This window comes from Plantibacter sp. LMC-P-059a (genome assembly GCF_030209505.1).
In the GTDB taxonomy this organism is placed as follows: Bacteria; Actinomycetota; Actinomycetes; order Actinomycetales; family Microbacteriaceae; genus Plantibacter.
Window position 1 is genome coordinate 370,976 of record NZ_JARVRZ010000001.1, and the last position, 16,284, is coordinate 387,259.

General features: G+C 69.6%; 13 protein-coding genes and 1 tRNA gene. 8 read left to right on the plus strand and 6 right to left on the minus strand.

Features of this window, described 5'->3' with window-relative positions:
- The first annotated feature begins 44 nt into the window (after positions 1 to 44).
- The 7 genes from imuA' (at position 45) to QRN27_RS01800 (ending at position 9,488) form a co-directional block, all read left to right on the plus strand.
- Positions 45 to 782, plus strand: coding sequence for a DnaE2-dependent mutagenesis accessory factor ImuA' (imuA', locus tag QRN27_RS01770; protein ID WP_285040494.1), 738 nt, complete (start codon positions 45 to 47; stop codon positions 780 to 782).
- Positions 779 to 2,374: a DNA polymerase Y family protein gene (locus tag QRN27_RS01775; protein WP_285040495.1), complete on the plus strand. Its 1,596-nt coding sequence runs from the start codon at positions 779 to 781 to the stop codon at positions 2,372 to 2,374. The genes imuA' and QRN27_RS01775 overlap by 4 nt, the downstream gene beginning before the upstream one ends.
- Before the next feature lie 44 nt (positions 2,375 to 2,418).
- On the plus strand, positions 2,419 to 5,841 hold the full coding sequence (locus QRN27_RS01780) for an error-prone DNA polymerase (RefSeq protein ID WP_285040496.1): 3,423 nt from the start codon (positions 2,419 to 2,421) through the stop codon (positions 5,839 to 5,841).
- A gap of 154 nt (positions 5,842 to 5,995) precedes the next feature.
- Entirely contained in the window at positions 5,996 to 6,472 is a 477-nt protein-coding gene (locus QRN27_RS01785; protein ID WP_285040497.1) for a DapH/DapD/GlmU-related protein, read from the plus strand.
- A gap of 102 nt (positions 6,473 to 6,574) precedes the next feature.
- Positions 6,575 to 8,146, plus strand: coding sequence for a tyrosine-protein kinase domain-containing protein (locus QRN27_RS01790; protein ID WP_285040498.1), 1,572 nt, complete (start codon positions 6,575 to 6,577; stop codon positions 8,144 to 8,146).
- Positions 8,143 to 8,757 carry an arsenate reductase/protein-tyrosine-phosphatase family protein gene (locus tag QRN27_RS01795; protein WP_285040499.1) on the plus strand — a complete coding sequence of 205 codons (615 nt, stop codon included), beginning with the start codon at positions 8,143 to 8,145 and terminating at the stop codon, positions 8,755 to 8,757. Before QRN27_RS01790 ends, QRN27_RS01795 begins: the two co-directional genes overlap by 4 nt.
- Positions 8,754 to 9,488 carry a GntR family transcriptional regulator gene (locus QRN27_RS01800; protein WP_285040500.1) on the plus strand — a complete coding sequence of 245 codons (735 nt, stop codon included), beginning with the start codon at positions 8,754 to 8,756 and terminating at the stop codon, positions 9,486 to 9,488. Before QRN27_RS01795 ends, QRN27_RS01800 begins: the two co-directional genes overlap by 4 nt.
- 76 nt (positions 9,489 to 9,564) lie before the next feature.
- Here the strand turns inward: QRN27_RS01800 and QRN27_RS01805 are convergent.
- The 4 genes from QRN27_RS01805 to QRN27_RS01820 form a co-directional block, all read right to left on the minus strand.
- Positions 9,565 to 9,636, minus strand: a tRNA-Gln gene (locus QRN27_RS01805).
- Positions 9,637 to 9,727: 91 nt separating this feature from the next.
- Positions 9,728 to 10,648, minus strand: coding sequence for an NAD(P)/FAD-dependent oxidoreductase (locus tag QRN27_RS01810; RefSeq protein WP_285040501.1), 921 nt, complete (start codon positions 10,646 to 10,648; stop codon positions 9,728 to 9,730).
- Complete coding sequence (gene gltX, locus QRN27_RS01815) at positions 10,645 to 12,165, minus strand: glutamate--tRNA ligase (protein ID WP_285040502.1); 1,521 nt, start codon at positions 12,163 to 12,165, stop codon at positions 10,645 to 10,647. The genes QRN27_RS01810 and gltX overlap by 4 nt, the downstream gene beginning before the upstream one ends.
- Positions 12,158 to 13,120 (minus strand): LysR family transcriptional regulator, encoded by a 963-nt coding sequence (locus QRN27_RS01820; protein WP_285040503.1) that lies wholly within the window; start codon positions 13,118 to 13,120, stop codon positions 12,158 to 12,160. The genes gltX and QRN27_RS01820 overlap by 8 nt, the downstream gene beginning before the upstream one ends.
- An 82-nt stretch (positions 13,121 to 13,202) precedes the next feature.
- On the opposite strand from QRN27_RS01820, the gene QRN27_RS01825 reads away from it, so the two are divergent.
- A complete protein-coding gene (locus QRN27_RS01825) occupies positions 13,203 to 14,288 on the plus strand; it encodes an aminotransferase class V-fold PLP-dependent enzyme (RefSeq protein ID WP_285040504.1) in 1,086 nt (361 codons plus the stop codon).
- On the opposite strand, the gene QRN27_RS01830 is transcribed toward QRN27_RS01825, so the two are convergent.
- Positions 14,285 to 15,049: a fumarylacetoacetate hydrolase family protein gene (locus QRN27_RS01830; protein WP_285040505.1), complete on the minus strand. Its 765-nt coding sequence runs from the start codon at positions 15,047 to 15,049 to the stop codon at positions 14,285 to 14,287. The genes QRN27_RS01825 and QRN27_RS01830 overlap by 4 nt on opposite strands.
- A gap of 78 nt (positions 15,050 to 15,127) precedes the next feature.
- A complete protein-coding gene (locus QRN27_RS01835) occupies positions 15,128 to 16,261 on the minus strand; it encodes a branched-chain amino acid aminotransferase (RefSeq protein ID WP_502929457.1) in 1,134 nt (377 codons plus the stop codon).
- Positions 16,262 to 16,284: the final 23 nt, after the last annotated feature.

Consider the following 16,284-nt stretch of genomic DNA (forward strand, 5'->3'; position numbering starts at 1 on the left):
TCGACCCGGTTGACTTGTTCGAAGATATGTTCGAATATTGAGCCATGGCCCTCCACGCACTCGTCGACTCCCCCGTCAGGGCGGACACCGCGACGGAGCTGCACGAACTCCAGGGCCGCATAAAGCGGATGCAGGGGACACGACTCGACACCAGGTCCTTGCCGACCGCCCCGGAACTCTCCCGGCTCCTTCCCGGGGGTGCGCTCCAGGCCGGCGGGAGCTACTCGGTCCTCGGTTCCACGGCACTCGCCATGTCCCTCATGGCCGGACCGTCCGCGGCCGGCACCTGGTGTGCCGTCATCGGCCTTCCGGCGTTCGGGATCGAAGCCGCGGCTTCCTCGGGGATCGACCTCGAGCGGCTCGTCCTCGTCCCCCGCCCTGGGCCAGACTGGCTCACGGTCACCGCCGCCATGGCCGACGTCGCCGGGGTGCTCATCACGGCTCCCCCCGGGCGGATCGCACCGAGCGACGCGGCACGACTCGCCGCCCGGCTCCGTCAACGCGAGGCGGCACTCATCGTCCTCGGCTCCTGGCCGCAGAGCGACGCGACGCTCCGCGTGACCGAGAGTTCCTGGAGCGGCCTCGGCACGGGTCACGGGCATCTCCTGCGCCGACGACTCACGGTCAGCTCGATGCTCGGGCAGGGCGGGGTCGGCAGGCCTCGTACGGCGCATCTCACCCTGCCCCTGGGGCCGCCCGACGACCGGACCGTGCAGCCCTCCCGCACCGGGCTCGCCGACGACGACACGGTGGCCCGGCTCCCCATGGTGGTGAACCGATGACGGTCGAAGCACCTGCAGGACCCGTCGAGCGCACGATGGTGCTCTGGTGCCCCGACTGGCCGATCGTGGCGGCGAGACTCTCCGGGACCCTGCCTCCGGACACCGCCGACGGTCCCCTCGCGCTGGTGGAGCACGGCGAGGTCCTCGCCTGCGACGCGATCGCACGCCGAGCCGGAGTCCGGAGGGGCCTGCGCATCCGCGAGGCGGAGGCCCGGTGCCCGGAGTTGGTCACCTCCGACTACGACCCGGTCATCGACGCCCGGGCGTTCGAACCGATTCTGCTCGGCATCGAAGCACTCATGCCGGGTGTCCAGCCCTATCGCGCCGGGCTCTGCGCCATCCGCTCCAGAGGCCCGAGCCGCTACTACGGCGGAGAGTCGGCTGCGGCGGACGTCCTCCGTGCCTGCCTCGACGACCTCGGCGTGCCCGACGCCCGGATCGGTATCGCCGACGGCCCGTTCGCCGCAGAACAGGCGGCACGATCCACCGTGGCCTTGCAGGACGACGCCCGGATCCTGATCATCCCGCCGGGAGCCTCCTCAGCCTTCCTGGCCCCACTGCCGTTGACGACACTCGGACGCCCCGAGCTCAGCACCCTGCTGCACCGACTCGGGATCAGCACCCTGGGAGCGTTCGGGTCGTTGCCCGCGACCGAGGTCCGCGACCGCTTCGGCGTGGACGGCGCCCGTGCGCACCGTCTCGCCACCGGCGCAGACGCCAGGAGCGTCGTCCCCCGCATCCCGCCCACCGAGCTGACCGTCGCCATCTCCTTGGAACCCCCGCTCGACCGCATCGATCAGCTCACCTTCGGGTTCCGCCAGTCCGCGGAGCGGTTCATCGCCGGATTGACCGCGGCTGGACTCGTGACCACCGCGATCACGATCAGCATGCGCAGCGAACGTGGCGAACGTTCCACCCGCACCTGGTTGCACCCGCGGTGGTTCACCGCCGGTGACGTCCTCGACCGGGTGCGCTGGCAGCTGCAGGGCTCATCGAACATCGACCACGGACTCGCCTCCCCCGTCGAGCTCGTCGAGGTCGTCCCGGAGACCCTCGACGACGCTGCGGAACACGAGGAGGGACTCTGGGGCAGTGGTCCGGACGAACGCATCCACAGCGGGCTCGCCCGCGTCCAGAGCATGCTCGGTCACGACGGTGTCCTGACGGCGGTGCCGTCCGGGGGACGTCTCCTCCTCGACCGCCGGATCCTCGTCCCCTGGGGCAGCGTCCCGCCGGGTGGCGGAACCGCCGTGGCCGAACGTCGGAGCCGGCCGTGGCCCGGGACCATCCCCGGAGCAGCTCCCACGACCGTGTTCGACAGCGCGGTTCCGGTCGAGGTGGTGGACGCGACGGGCAGGACGGTGGAGGTCGGCGAGCGCGGCACGCTGAGCGCACCACCAGCACGATTCTCAGCCTTCTCCCACTGGCACGTCGTCGACGGTTGGGCCGGCCCCTGGAGCATCGACGAACGGTGGTGGGACGACGACGCCCACCGACACGTCCACCGCCTCCAGGTGGTGGACGACGAAGGCGACGCCTGGCTGCTCCTCCTGGAGGAGCAGCACTGGAGGGCCGAAGCCCGCTACGACTGACCCGCATCCAGCCAGACCCCAGCAGCATGACGAGAGGAACCCCCATGGGATGGAACAATCCCCCGGTGTCGTGGTCGGAGTTCGAGCGTCGCCTGTCCGACGCGAGCCGGCCGGCCGCCCTCCCGCTGGGGGCGGACGGTGGCGACAGCCCGGCCTGGTCGCGGAAGCGGGAGCCGTACGCCCCGGAGCCATCCAAGCCTCGGGCGGCGCCGACGACCGTCCCGTACGCGGAACTCCACGCGCACTCGAGCTTCAGCTTCCTCGACGGCGCGAGCCCCCCGGAACGTCTCGTCGAGGAGGCCGCCGCACTCGGGCTGCACGCCCTCGCCCTCACCGATCACGACGGGTTCTACGGGGTCGTCCGCATGGCCGAGGCGGCGGAACGGTTCCCCGGTCTCCGGACCGTCTACGGCGCGGAGCTGTCCATCGGACTCGACCGACCGCAGAACGGCGTCCCGGATCCCGTCGGTCATCATCTGCTCCTGCTCGCCCGTCGTGCCGAGGGCTATCACCGCCTCGCCGGCGCGATCACGGACGCGCAGCTCGCCGAGGGCGCCGAGAAGGGGCACCCGATCTACGACCTCGAGCGGCTCGCCGCGTCCGTCGCGGGCTTCGTGACCGTCCTCACCGGATGCCGGAAGGGATTCGTCCGCACGGCATTGCGCGAGCAGGGTATGGAGGCCGCGGCCGCCGCAGTCGACCGACTCGTCGCGCTGTTCGGTCCGGAGCACGTCGTCGTGGAACTGAGCGACCACGGTCATCCGGAGGACTCCGCGGAGAACGACGCACTCGCCGAGATCGCCGCCCTGCTCGACCTCACCGTCGTGGCGACCGGGAACGTCCACTACGCGACGCCTGATCAGCATCGACTGCAGACCGCGCTGGCCGCCGTCAGAGCCCGTCGGAGTCTCGAGGAGCTCGACGGTTGGCTGCCCGCCGCCGGGGCTGCTCATCTCCGGAGCGGTGAGGAGATGGCGGCGCGGTTCGCGAGATACCCCGGGGCGGTGGCACGAAGCGTCGAACTGGCCGACGAACTCGCTTTCAGCCTGCGGGCCGTCCGCCCGAAGCTCCCCCGCCAACGTGTCCCGGAGGGGCACACCCCGATGAGTTGGTTGCGGCACCTCGTCCTCGAAGCCGTGCCCGTCAAGTACCCGAACGCCACACCGGAGCACCTCCGACGCATCGACCGCGAACTCGAGGTCATCGAGCAGAAGGACTTCCCCGGGTACTTCCTGATCGTGCACGACATCGTGAGCTTCGCCCGAAACCGTGGCATCCTCTGCCAGGGCCGCGGCTCGGCCGCGAACTCGGCCGTCTGCTACCTGCTCGGGATCACCGCCGTCGACTCGATCTTCTACGAGTTGCCGTTCGAGCGGTTCCTCTCCAGCATGCGAGAGGAGGAACCCGACATCGATGTCGACTTCGACTCGGACCGTCGCGAAGAGGCCATCCAGTACGTGTACGAGACCTACGGACGCCGCAATGCCGCCCAGGTCGCCAACGTCATCAGCTACCGGCCGAAGTTCGCCGTCCGGGACACCGCGAAGGCCCTCGGCTACAGCCCAGGCCAACAGGACGCCTGGTCGAAGCAGGTCGAGCGCTGGGGCGGCGTGATGTCGAGCACCGACCACGACATCCCGGATCGCGTCGTCGGACTCGCCCAGGAGATGCTGACCCTGCCGCGGCACCTCGGCATCCACTCCGGCGGCATGGTGCTGACCGACCGCCCGGTCGGTGAGGTGTGCCCGATCGAGCACGGTCGGATGGACGGCCGTACGGTCCTCCAGTGGGACAAGGACGACTGCGCCTGGATGGGGCTCGTGAAGTTCGACCTCCTGGGCCTCGGCATGTTGTCGGCCATCCAGTACTGCTTCGACCTCGTCGCCGAGCACACCGGGGAGCGCTGGACGTTGGAGACCATCCCGAAGGACGAGGCGGGTGTCTACGACCAGCTCTGCCGGGCCGACACCATCGGCGTGTTCCAGGTGGAGAGCCGTGCACAGATGGGGATGCTGCCGCGACTCCTCCCCCGACGGTTCTACGATCTGGTCATCGAGGTGGCCATGATCCGCCCCGGCCCGATCCAGGGTGGTGCCGTGCACCCCTACCTGCGACGGAAGACCGGCCAGGAACCCATCACCTACCTCCACCCGAGCCTCGAGCCGGTCCTCGAACGCACCCTCGGCGTCCCCTTGTTCCAGGAGCAGCTGATGCAGATGGCGATGGCCGTCGGCGGGTGTTCCGCCGAGGACGCCGACCTCCTCCGGCGGGCGATGGGATCCAAGCGGGGCGAAGAGAAGATCGAGAGCCTCAAGGACACGCTGTACCTGGGAATGGCCGGCAACGGTATCGTCGGCGCGGACGCCGATGCGGTCTACGCGAAGATCCAGGCCTTCGCGAACTTCGGGTTCGCGGAGAGCCACTCGCTGAGTTTCGCCCTGCTCGTCTACGTGAGCGCGTGGTTGCGACTGCACTACCCCGGTGCCTTCCTGGCCGCCCTGCTCCGAGCGCAGCCGATGGGGTTCTATTCGCCCATGACCCTCGTCGCCGATGCCCGACGACACGGCGTCTCGGTCCTCCGCCCCGACCTGCACCGCTCAGGGGCTCAGGCTGGTCTCGAGGCGGTCGATCCGGACGCGACCCCGGGCACACCGATCGCCCCCGGGGGTCGTCCTCGCTGCCTCGAGCAGGAGCAGGGGCCGACCGGAGACTTCGACCCGCACCTTCCGGACGACTCCGCCGGGCACCGGCGCGACGGTGGACTCGCCGTCCGTCTGGGGCTCTCCTCCGTCCAGGGGATCGGCGAAGCACTCGCGGAGCGTATCGTCGCCGAACGGGAACGCGGCGGGCTCTTCTCCAGCCAAGCCGATCTGGCGAGGCGGATCGGCCTCAGCTCGTCCCAATTGGAGGCGCTGTCCGCGGCCGGTGCCTTCGAGGGGTTCGGCCTCACGCGTCGCGAGGCCATGTGGGGTGCCGCCCAGGCGAGCAGACACCGGCCCGACCAGCTCGAAGGGACGTTCACGACGGTGCAACCACCGCTGCTGCCGGTCCCGACACCGGCCGAGCAGCTCATCTCCGACATCTGGGCGACCGGGATGTCGACCGACGACCATCCCATCCGCCATGTGCGGACGGAGCTGCAGCGTCGAGGCGCGTTGCGATCCGACGAACTCCAGACGGCGCAGACGGACCGCCGGGTGGAGGTGGGGGGCATCGTGACGCATCGGCAGCGACCGGCGACAGCGAGCGGGATCACGTTCATGAACCTCGAGGACGAGGCCGGGCTCGTCAATGTGATCTGCAGCGTCGGCGTCTGGAACCGGTACCGCCGGGTGGCGCGGGAGGCACCGGCCATGGTGGTCAGGGGCATGTTGGAGCGCTCTCCGGAAGGGATCGTCAACCTGGTGGCGGATCGCCTCGAGGCACTGCGGATCGGGGCGAACACCCGTTCGCGGGACTTCCAATGAGCGGTCCCGACCAATCCGCCCCCCGGTTGGATTCCGAACTCCTTCTACAGCAGAACACGAAACTCATGGGATTCCCAGGCACGGCCGGGGAAGGAATGGCCGGGACCTCCCGGGCGTTGTCCCCAGTGTTGAGTAGACCAGAAGGGGGTCACCCATGGCGAGAGTGTACGAAGAGATCGAAGGCCGCACCGGTGAGGTGGAGCGATACCGCCACCACCCGAACGGCAAGGGCATGGTCGCAGCTCGTGCACTGATCGATCCGACCGCGTTCATCGAACGGACCACGTTCGTCGAGGCGGACGCGGACATCCGTGCAAACGCCTGGATCGGCGCCGGAACCTGGATCGATCGGTCCGCAGTGATCGGTGAAGGCGCCTTCATCGGTGCGAACGTCCACATCGGCGAACGTTGCGTCATCGGTCGTGGTGCGAGGGTCGGAAGCGATGCGCGCCTGGGGGCCGACGTCCACGTCGCGCACGGCGCAAGCGTCGACCGAGACGCCAGGGTCGCCGATCGCGCGCTCGTCGGCGCCGAACGTCCCGTCATGACGGAACCGACCGTCCGGCAGACGAACCGCGCGCCACGTCGGCCTCGCGCGAGCGGCACCGACCGGTTCGGCAAGGCCGCCTGAGCACTCGTACCGCACCCCGAGAAGGGCCCGGACTCGATGAGTCCGGGCCCTTCGTCGTTTCAGCACCCAGATACCCTGCACGCGATATGCTAATATACCAGCATGGAGCTCAAGGACTATCTGCGCATCTTCCGCCACCGATGGCTGCTCATCGTCGCCATCACGGCCGGGATCACCGCGCTGGCCCACGGGTACACTCTGGTCACCGAGCCCGTCTATCAGTCGACGGCTCAGCTGTTCGTCGCCGTGAAAAGCGGTGATTCGGTGGGTGAACTCAACCAGGGCAACACCTTCGCGCAGAGCCGTGTCTCGTCCTACGTCATCCTGGCGACCGGCTCCACCGTGCGCACCATGGTCGCCGAACGGCTCGACCTCGAGCCCGCCACCCTGGTCGGCACCATCGCCGCCACCAACCCCGCCCAATCGGTGTTGATCAACATCTCGGCCCTGCACAGCGACCCGGTGGCGGCGGCCCGCATCGCCAACACCGCCTCCGAAGTCCTCGTCGACCTGGTCGACGACGTCGAGAGTACGGACGCCGCATCGTCGACGGACGCGACCGGAGGTGCGACCCCGGTCGGACTCACGATCGTCGAGCAGGCGTCACCGCCCTGGTCCCCTGTCGCACCCAACCCCCTCCAGAACCTCGCCGTCGGCGTGTTCATCGGTCTCGCCCTCGGCGTGGGAACCGCTCTCCTCATCGAGGTCCTCGACACCCGGCTGCGCGGCCGAGCCGCGATCGAGAAGCTCACGGACACCAGCATCCTCGGAACCTTCACGGCCGAGCCCGCCGATTCACCGCAGCTCATCCTCGGCTCGACGGAGAGCTACAGCCGTCGCGCCGAGAGCTTCCGTCAGCTCCGGACCCACTTGCAGTTCGCCTCCATCGACGGCGGGCTCCGAAGCGTCATGGTCACGTCCTCGATCCCCGGCGAGGGGAAGACCACCACGGCGGCGAACCTCGCTCTCGTCCTCGCCGAGGCAGGGAACTCGGTCCTCCTCGTCGATGCAGATCTGCGACGCCCTCGCCAGCACGAGCTGTTCGGACTGGAGGGCTCGGTCGGGCTGACGACGGTCCTCACGGGGCGGATCAGCCTCGACGAGGCGGCGCAGTCCGTCAACGGTGCCGGGCGCCTCGCCGTGCTCACCTCGGGCGAGCTCCCACCCAACCCCAGCGAACTCCTCGGATCGGCGGCCATGGAACGGGCCCTGGCCGAGATGGAACGCACCTTCGACGTGGTCGTCGTCGACACCCCTCCACTCGTGAACGTGTCCGACCCCACCGCGCTGTCGACGCTCGCGAGCGGTGTCCTGCTCGTCGCCTCCGCCGACGGACGTCTTCACCGCGACCAGCTCCGCCAGTCCCTCGAGAACCTGAGCTTCGTCCAGGCCAAGCTGCTCGGCGTCGTCCTCAACCGTGTCGAGGCGACACGTGGCGGGCAGTCGTACTCGTACTCCTACTACGACCGGATCCCGGAACCCGGGAAGACCCCCGTGAAGCGCCGGAGTCGCCGCAGCATCGCGCCGACCGACGCTCCCGACACCCGGCGCCCCGCCGCGGCACCGACGCTCCGGCGTGCACCCGAACAGCAGCAGGCACAGCGCGAACGTCCCGGAAGGACTCCTGCGGTGGACGGCTCGTCGACGCGGCGATCACGACGGGCACGGGCATGAGGGCGACTCCGGAGTCGACGCCGACTCGGATCCTCATGGTCTGCACCGGCAACATCTGTCGTTCACCGTACGCCGGGTTCCTGCTCGCCGGAGGGCTTCGCGACATCGACGCATCCGGCTTCGAGGTGCGGAGTGCGGGGACGAGGGCGCTGGGCGGGCAACCGATCGATGCCTCGAGCATGGCCCTCCTCGGACCACTCGCCGCAGCGACCGGTGGGTTCGTCGCGACACAGTTGACTGCGGAGTTGATCGGCCGCCAGGACGCCGTCCTGACGATGACGAGGGAGCAGCGCGGCGCCGTCCTCCGCCTCCGGCCCGATGCCCTGCGGAGGACCTTCACCCTGCGGGAGTTCGGTCGACTCCTCGACACCGTGGAGGTCGCCGAACTCCCTCGCGATCGCGCAGAACGATGGCGACGGCTCCTCCCCGAACTGGCGGCCAACCGGACGAGCGCACGCATTCCGGACCCGGCCGAGGACGACGTCATCGACCCCTACGGTCAGGACGAGGCAGCTTTCCGGGAGATGGCCCGGCAGATCGCACCGGCGACGGAGCGCATCATCGCCTTCGAGCACACCGCCGCCGACCTCGCCGAGCGGGGTAACCGATGAACGCTCAGTCGGTGGTCCGGCCCGATCCGGTCTCGGATCGCCGGCTGCTGCGCCAGAACGTCTTCGAGCGTCTCCTGGCGGAGATCATCGACGGCCGACTGGCACCGGGACGCCGCCTTCGGGACGACGAGCTCACTGCGCTGCTCGGCGTGTCGAGGACGCCGCTCAGGGAAGCCCTGGCCCGACTCGATGGGCTCGGCCTCGTCCAGACGGCTCCCAATCGGTTCACGCGGGTGGCTCCGCTCGCCAGCGGGACGCTGCTCGAGGTGATCGACCTGCTCGACGCGCTCGTCCCGCTGCTGGTGCGGCGCATCGTGGAGCGGCTCGACGACGACACCCTCCTCGAGGCGGAGTACCTCGAGCGACGGATCGCCCGGCTGCCGGTCGAGGAGACGACGCGGGCGGTGGGTCTGCTGTTGAGCTTCGGCGAACGGCTGCTCGACGACCTCGAACTCATCCCCTCCGTCATCAGGTCGGCGATGATCGCGCTCGTCCGGTACGCGGTGCAGCGACCGGTGGTCCTCATCGACGCGGGCGGGATCGGAGCCGTGCAAGCGGTTCTGCAAGCGCTCCTCGACGACGACGCCAAGATGATGAGTGACCACGCCGAGGAGTTCCTGCGTCGACTCGCCGAAGCGATCCGCGCGAGCTGGTCGGACGCGGGATCGGCCGCTCCAGGCGAGGAGCCCAGGGATCAGCGCGAAGGTCCGGATCGGGTCGAGTCGTCCTGACCCTCCGGGACGCCACCCACCCCAACGACGAAGGCCCGCGATGTTCGCGGGCCTTCGTCGTGATGATGCTGTCTTGCTGGGGTACCTGGACTCGAACCAAGAACAACTGAACCAGAATCAGTCGTGTTGCCAATTACACCATACCCCACTGTCTGAACCGAAGCCCCGACCGAAGAACAACACTAGCCTACGGAGCCGATCGTCTCAAATCGGCACACCTCGGGCGCGTCGTGACGACCTCAGCTGGGGACACCGGCGAGGTCCCGGTTGAGCGCCCGAGCCACCCGCGCACCGTTTCCGGCTGCCACGATGAGCTGTTGCGGGCCGGGTGGAGTGATGTCGCCGGCGGCGTACACCCCGGGCACGGTCGTGCGGCCCCAGGCGTCGACGACCACATAGCCGTCGGTGTCGCGGTCGAGCGCGAGCGGCAGCAGGTACTCGAGTGGAGCAGACCACTCCGGCCGAACGAACCCGCCGGACCGCTCGACGAGCGTGCCGTCCGCGAGCATGACGCCGGAGAATCCGTCCCGACCGCCGGCCAGCTCCGCGACCGCACCGCGCTCGACCCGGATGCCCGCGGACGCCAGCGCGGCCTCCTCCGGCTCGGTGACGGTGTCGGCCCCGTTGGTGAAGACGATGAGATCGGACGACCACTGCGCGACGAGGATCGCCCACTCCGCCAGGTCCCCGGACTCGCCGATGAGGGCGAGTGGCGCGTCGGCCTTCTCGAACCCGTCGCATTCGACGCAGCTGTGCAGGTCCGTCCCGTAGAACGCGCGCATGTTCCCGACCTTCGGCAGGGTCTCCGTGAGCCCGCTCGCCACGACGACGGTGCGCGTCACCACGTCGCGGTCCGGCTCGCCACGGACGCCTTGGGCGACGACTCGGAAGCCGTCGGGCGTCGCCTCGACGGACTGGACCGATGCGAACTGGACCTCGGCGTTCGCATAGCTCGCGACCTCATCACGCCCCAGGCGCCGCAGATCGAGCGGCGGGACACCGTCGCGCGTCAGGAAGCCGTGGGAGCGGAGCGTCGCCGCGTGGCGCGGCCGGTTGCCGTCGAGCACGAGGACCCGACGCCGCGCCCGAGCGAGGTTCAATGCGGCCGAGAGCCCCGCCGGGCCTCCGCCGATCACGACGACGTCGTAGGCGTCGCTCATGACGCGAGGTGCGCGGAGAGCCGATCCAGTCGCGCGATCGACTCCGTCTTCCCGAGGATCTCGAGGGACTCGAAGAGCGGAGGTGAGATCCGGCGACCGGATGCCGCGACGCGAAGCGGACCGTAGGCGATCCGGGGCTTCAGTCCGAGCCCCTCGATGAGCGCGCCGGCGAGCGCCTCCTGGATCGAGGCCGCGGTCCACTCGGCCTCGGGGATGAGCTCGAGCGCACCGATGGAGGCCGCGAGGACCTCACCCGCGTTCGCCGGGAGACCGCGCAACGCGTCGTCCTGGTAGTCGAGCTCGGCAGCGCCCACGAACAGGAACCCGAGGAGCGCCGGGACCTCGCCCAGCAGCGCGATGCGCTCCTGCACGAGCGGTGCGGCCTGTTCGAGGATCGCCTGATGAGCGGCTGCAACGGGCTCACTCACCACACCGGCCTCCACCAGGTAGGGGACGATGCGGCCGAGGAAGTCAGCCGGTTCCAGCAACCGGATGTGGTCCCCGTTGATGGACTCCGCCTTCTTGAGGTCGAAGCGCGCCGGGTTCGGGTTGACGTCGACGACGTCGAACGCGGCGATCATCTCGTCGATGGAGAAGACGTCGCGGTCGCCGCTCAGCGACCATCCGAGCAGCGCGAGGTAGTTGATGAGCCCCTCCGGCACGAACCCGCGGTCCCGGTGGTGGAAGAGGTTCGCCTCAGGATCGCGCTTCGAGAGCTTCTTGTTCCCCTCCCCCATGACGTAGGGCAGGTGTCCGAACTTCGGGACGAAGGTGGTGAGGCCGATGTCGATGAGCGCGTGGTAGAGCGCGATCTGACGAGGCGTCGACGGGAGCAGGTCTTCACCGCGGAGCACGTGGGTGATCTGCATGATGGCGTCGTCGACGGGGTTCACGAGCGTGTAGAGCGGCTTGCCGTTCGGACGCACGAGGACGAAGTCGGTGAACGAGCCGGCCGGGAAGGTGATCTCGCCGCGGACGAGGTCGTCGAAGCTGAGGTCGTCGTCCGGGACCCGGAGGCGGAGCGCGGGCTCACGCCCCTCGGCACGGAAGGCCGCGCGCTGCTCGTCGGTGAGGTCGCGGTCGAAGTTGTCATAGCCGAACTGCTTCGGTCGCCCGGCCGCCTCGTTGCGTGCGTCGATCTCCTCGGCGGTCGAGAAGCTCTCGTAGAGGTGCCCGGCCGCGGTGAGTCGCGCGATGACGTCGGTGTAGATGTCGCTCCGCTCGGACTGCCGGTACGGCGCGTGGGGTCCGCCGACACCGACACCCTCGTCCCAGTCGAGCCGCAGCCAGGTCAGCGCATCGACGAGCTGTTCGTAGCTCTCCTCGCTGTCGCGGGCGGCGTCGGTGTCCTCGATCCGGAAGACGAGCTTGCCGCCCGTGTGACGGGCGTAGGCCCAGTTGAACAGCGCCGTGCGGACGAGGCCGACGTGCGGCGTACCGGTCGGCGACGGGCAGAACCGGACGCGGACGTCGGAACCGGAAGCCGTGGAGAAGGGGTGCGTAATCGTGTCAGACATCGACTGTCATCCTACTCGGGACACCCACGGACGCGGCGATCCGCAGGAGCGCCGCGACCGCCGGGATGCGGTCCGCGTGCGCCGCACTCACGAGGTGCAGGGCGCGATCGTCGGCGTTCCCGGTCGGCCGGACGACGACGCCGTCGGGAAGCCGGGACGCCGAGAGGGCGAGCGACGGGAGCAGTGCGACGCCGAGGCCGGCCGCGACCAGCGCGGTGACGGCGATCACGTTGTCGGTCTCGTGGGTGATGTCCGGTTCGAAGCCGCTCGACCGACAGAGCCCCAGGAGGTGACCACGACAGCGCGGGCAACCGGCGATCCATCGCTCGCCGGCGAGGACCGCGAGGTCGACCTGCTCGTCGTCCGCCCTCGGGTGGTCTGTCGGCAGCACGAGACGCATCGGATCGGTGCCGAGGCGGTGCACCTGCAAGCCGGCGGCACTCGCGCGGTGTGGATCCTCGGGATCGCCCGGATAGCTGAAGGTGATCGCCACGTCGGCCTCGCCGGCGCGGACCGCCGCCACGGCTTCCGGAGGCTCCGCCTCGACGAAGGAGACCCCCAGACCCGGAACCTCCTCCGACACGCGCGCGAGCAACCGCGGGACGAGCATGGAGGAGGCGGAGGGGAAGGCGACGAGGCGCACCCGCCCGCTCCGCAGTCCGGCGAGCGCCGCCACCTCCTCCGTGGCCGCCCGGAGCGCGCGGTCCACCGCTTCGGCGTGCTCGGCGAGGATCCGGCCAGCGTCGGTCAGGCGGACCCCGCGACCGATGCGCTCGACGACCGGCATGCCGAGCCGTTGTTCAAGACGCCGGAGGTGCTGGCTCACGGCCGGTTGACTCGATCCGAGCTGGTGGGCGGCTGCCGTGATCGAGCCGGTCGAGGCGATCGCCCCGACGACGAGCAGGGAACCCGCGTCGAGCGACGCTGAGGCGGGGAGCGGGGTGAGGGCCGACATGGGAAGAAGCATAATGCAGCGTTATGGATGGCATCGAGACCCTGCTCTTGTCGTATGGATGGCGGCCGAAGAGACTGGACCCATGGCCACCCTGACCTTCGACGAAGCCCGGGCATCCTTCCCCGCGGTCTCCGGCTATCTGGCCGCCTGCACGCTCGGGCTACCGACGACCGGGACCCTCGAGGCCCTCTCCGCCGATCTCGCAGCCTGGCAGGAGACCCGCACGGACGCCGCCTCGTACGGCGCGGTCGTCGAAGGGGTCCGCCGGTCGTACGCGGACCTCGTCGGCGTCTCCGTGCGTGACGTCGCGATCGGTTCCCAGACCTCCTCCATGGTCGCGATGATCGCGGCGTCCGTCCCCGACGGCGCCGAGATCCTCTGCGTCGAAGGCGACTTCAGTTCGCTCGTCGCGCCGTTCCTCATGCAGGCACACCGAGGCGTTAGGGTACGTCACGCACCCCTCGCCGAGCTCGCGGAACACGTCGACGCGTCGACCTGGCTCGTCGCCTATTCCGCGGTCCAGTCCGCGACCGGGGCGGTCGCGGATGCGACGGCGATCCGTGCAGCCGCACGGGCACACGGCGCTCTGACGCTCAACGACCTCACGCAGGCCGCCGGCTGGCTCCCCGTCGAGGCCGCCGACGACGACATCACGGTGTGCCACGCCTACAAATGGCTGTGCTCCCCCCGAGGGGTGGCATTCCTGACCGTGCGCGACACCGTCGTCGACCGCCTGCGACCCAGCCAGGCCGGCTGGTACTCGGGCGAGGACGTCTGGTCCTCGTGCTACGGCCCATCGTTGCATCTCGCCGACAGCGCACGGCGCTTCGACGTCTCCCCCGCCTGGCAGGCCTGGGTCGGCGCCGCGCCGGCCATCGCCCTGTTCGCCGCGCTCGATGCGACGGCCGTGTACTTGCACGACACCGAGCTCGCAGCGTTGCTCCGATCGGGTATCGGCGATCGCCGACCGCTCCTCACCGGCACGCCCTCGGCCATCGTGACCTGGCTGGATCCGGCTGGCGAGGATCTGCGCGCCATGCAGGCGGCAGGGATCTCAGCCTCCGGCCGGGCCGGCCGGGCCAGGGTCGCGTTCCACCTCTGGAACACCGACGACGATGTCGCCGCGGTGCTCGAGGCGCTGGAGACCCGGCCGACCCGGATGCTCTAGGGGCGGCGGCCGGTGTTCCGCAGGATCCCGATGCCGGAGACCTCGATCTCCACGACCTGGCCGTCGGTGAACGCTCCGACGCCTGCCGGTGTCCCGGTGAGGATGACGTCGCCCGGCAGGAGCGTCCAGACGGACGAGGCGTACTCGACGATCGCACCGATCGAGTGGACCATGTCGGACAGCGGTGCGTGCTGGCGGACCTCGCCGTCGACCCGCGTCTCGATGGTCGCGCCGTCGAAGGAGAACTCGGTCTCGATGTAGGGACCGAGCGGGCAGAAGGTGTCGAAGCCCTTCGCCCGGGCCCACTGACCGTCGGTCTCCTGCAGGTCGCGTGCCGTGACGTCGTTGGCGATCGTGTAGCCGAAGATGACCTCGTCGGCGCGCTCGGCGCTCACGTTCTTCGCGACACCGCCGATGACGATGGCGAGCTCACCCTCGAAGTCGATGCGCTCGGACTGCTTGGGGAAGACGACCGCGTCGCCAGGACCGACCACCGAGGTGTTCGGCTTCAGGAAGAGCAACGGCTCATCCGGAGCCTCCCCACCCATCTCAGCTGCGTGGTCGCGGTAGTTCTTGCCGACGGCGACGACCTTGGAACGAGGGATGACCGGCGCGAGCAGGACCGCATCCGCGAGCGGGACGCGCTCCCCCGTCGGTTCGAAGCCCGAGTAGAGCGGATCGCCGTCGAGGACGACGAGGTCCGCATCGTCGATGATGCCGTAACGGATGGCCTGATCGTGACTGAAGCGAGCGATTTTCACCAGGCCAGCCTATCCCGAGCCGCGTCAACGACACGGAAGCCCCGCACGAGGTGCGGGGCTTCCCAGGGTGCTCGGAGCCTACTCGGCGCTCGAGGACGGCTCGGCGTCGAGTCGGGTCATCCACCCGTGGCGGTCCGGCAGGCGTCCGTACTGGATGTCCGTCAGTTCCTGCCGCAGGGACATCGTCAGCTCGCCGGCGGGCGCGTCCGCGTCTCCGACGGTGAAGTCCCTGGCCTTCAGCTGCGCGATCGGGGTGACGACCGCGGCGGTGCCACAGGCGAAGACCTCGACGATGTCGCCGCTCTCGACGCCCTCCCGCCATTCGTCGATCGTGACCCGGCGGCGCTCCACCCGGTGCCCGCGGTCCTCCGCGAGCTGGAGGATGCTGTCGCGGGTGATGCCCTCGAGGATTGAGTCTGACTCCGGCGTGACGAGCGTGCCGTCCTTCTTGACGAGCACGACGTTCATCCCGCCGAGCTCCTCGATGTAGGTCGCCTCCTGCGCGTCGAGGAACAGGACCTGAGCGCAGCCCTGCTCGTAGGCCTCAGCCTGCGGCAGCAACGACGACGCGTAGTTCCCGCCGGTCTTCGCTGCCCCGGTGCCACCCTTGCCGGCGCGACTGTAGTCCGTCGACAGCCAGATCGACACGGGCGTCACGCCTCCGGTGAAGTAGGCGCCGGCCGGGCTGGCGATGACGTAGTAGTTCACCTTCTTCGCGGGGCGGACGCCGAGGAAGGCCTCCTTCGCGAACATGAAGGGCCGCAGGTACAGGCTGGTCTCCGGTGCGGACGGTACCCACGAGCCGTCGACGGCGATGAGCTGCTTGATCGACTCGACGAAGTACTCGACGGGGAGCTCCGGCAGCGCGAGTCGCTTGGCCGAGCGCTGCAGGCGTCGGCCGTTGGCGTCCGGCCGGAACGACCAGATGGACCCGTCGGCGTGACGGTAGGCCTTCAGCCCTTCGAAGATCTCCTGGGCGTAGTGCAGGACCGCGGCGGCCGGGTCGAGCGAGATCGGACCGTAGGGCTGGACGCGAGGCCGGTGCCAACCGCCGTGCTCGGACCAGCAGATGTCGACCATGTGGTCGGTGAAGTGCTGACCGAACCCGGGGGCGGCGAGGATCGCGTCGCGCTCGGCAGCCGGCACGGGCTGCTCGTTCGGGGTCACGGTGAAGGCGAGTTCGCGCCGCGCCATGGGGAGGTTGATCGTCATGATGGTGTCTTCCGTCTGGATCT

Excerpts from the sequence above, each read along its gene's own strand:
- QRN27_RS01780 (WP_285040496.1), top strand. The coding sequence starts at position 2,419 with ATGGGATGGAACAATCCCCCGGTGTCGTGGTCGGAGTTCGAGCGTCGC.
- imuA' (WP_285040494.1), top strand. The coding sequence starts at position 45 with ATGGCCCTCCACGCACTCGTCGACTCCCCCGTCAGGGCGGACACCGCG.
- gltX (WP_285040502.1), bottom strand. The coding sequence starts at position 12,165 with ATGTCTGACACGATTACGCACCCCTTCTCCACGGCTTCCGGTTCCGAC.
- QRN27_RS01800 (WP_285040500.1), top strand. The coding sequence starts at position 8,754 with ATGAACGCTCAGTCGGTGGTCCGGCCCGATCCGGTCTCGGATCGCCGG.
- QRN27_RS01790 (WP_285040498.1), top strand. The coding sequence starts at position 6,575 with ATGGAGCTCAAGGACTATCTGCGCATCTTCCGCCACCGATGGCTGCTC.
- QRN27_RS01835 (WP_502929457.1), bottom strand. The coding sequence starts at position 16,261 with ATGACGATCAACCTCCCCATGGCGCGGCGCGAACTCGCCTTCACCGTG.
- QRN27_RS01795 (WP_285040499.1), top strand. The coding sequence starts at position 8,143 with ATGAGGGCGACTCCGGAGTCGACGCCGACTCGGATCCTCATGGTCTGC.
- QRN27_RS01810 (WP_285040501.1), bottom strand. The coding sequence starts at position 10,648 with ATGAGCGACGCCTACGACGTCGTCGTGATCGGCGGAGGCCCGGCGGGG.
- QRN27_RS01775 (WP_285040495.1), top strand. The coding sequence starts at position 779 with ATGACGGTCGAAGCACCTGCAGGACCCGTCGAGCGCACGATGGTGCTC.
- QRN27_RS01820 (WP_285040503.1), bottom strand. The coding sequence starts at position 13,120 with ATGTCGGCCCTCACCCCGCTCCCCGCCTCAGCGTCGCTCGACGCGGGT.
- QRN27_RS01785 (WP_285040497.1), top strand. The coding sequence starts at position 5,996 with ATGGCGAGAGTGTACGAAGAGATCGAAGGCCGCACCGGTGAGGTGGAG.
- QRN27_RS01825 (WP_285040504.1), top strand. The coding sequence starts at position 13,203 with ATGGCCACCCTGACCTTCGACGAAGCCCGGGCATCCTTCCCCGCGGTC.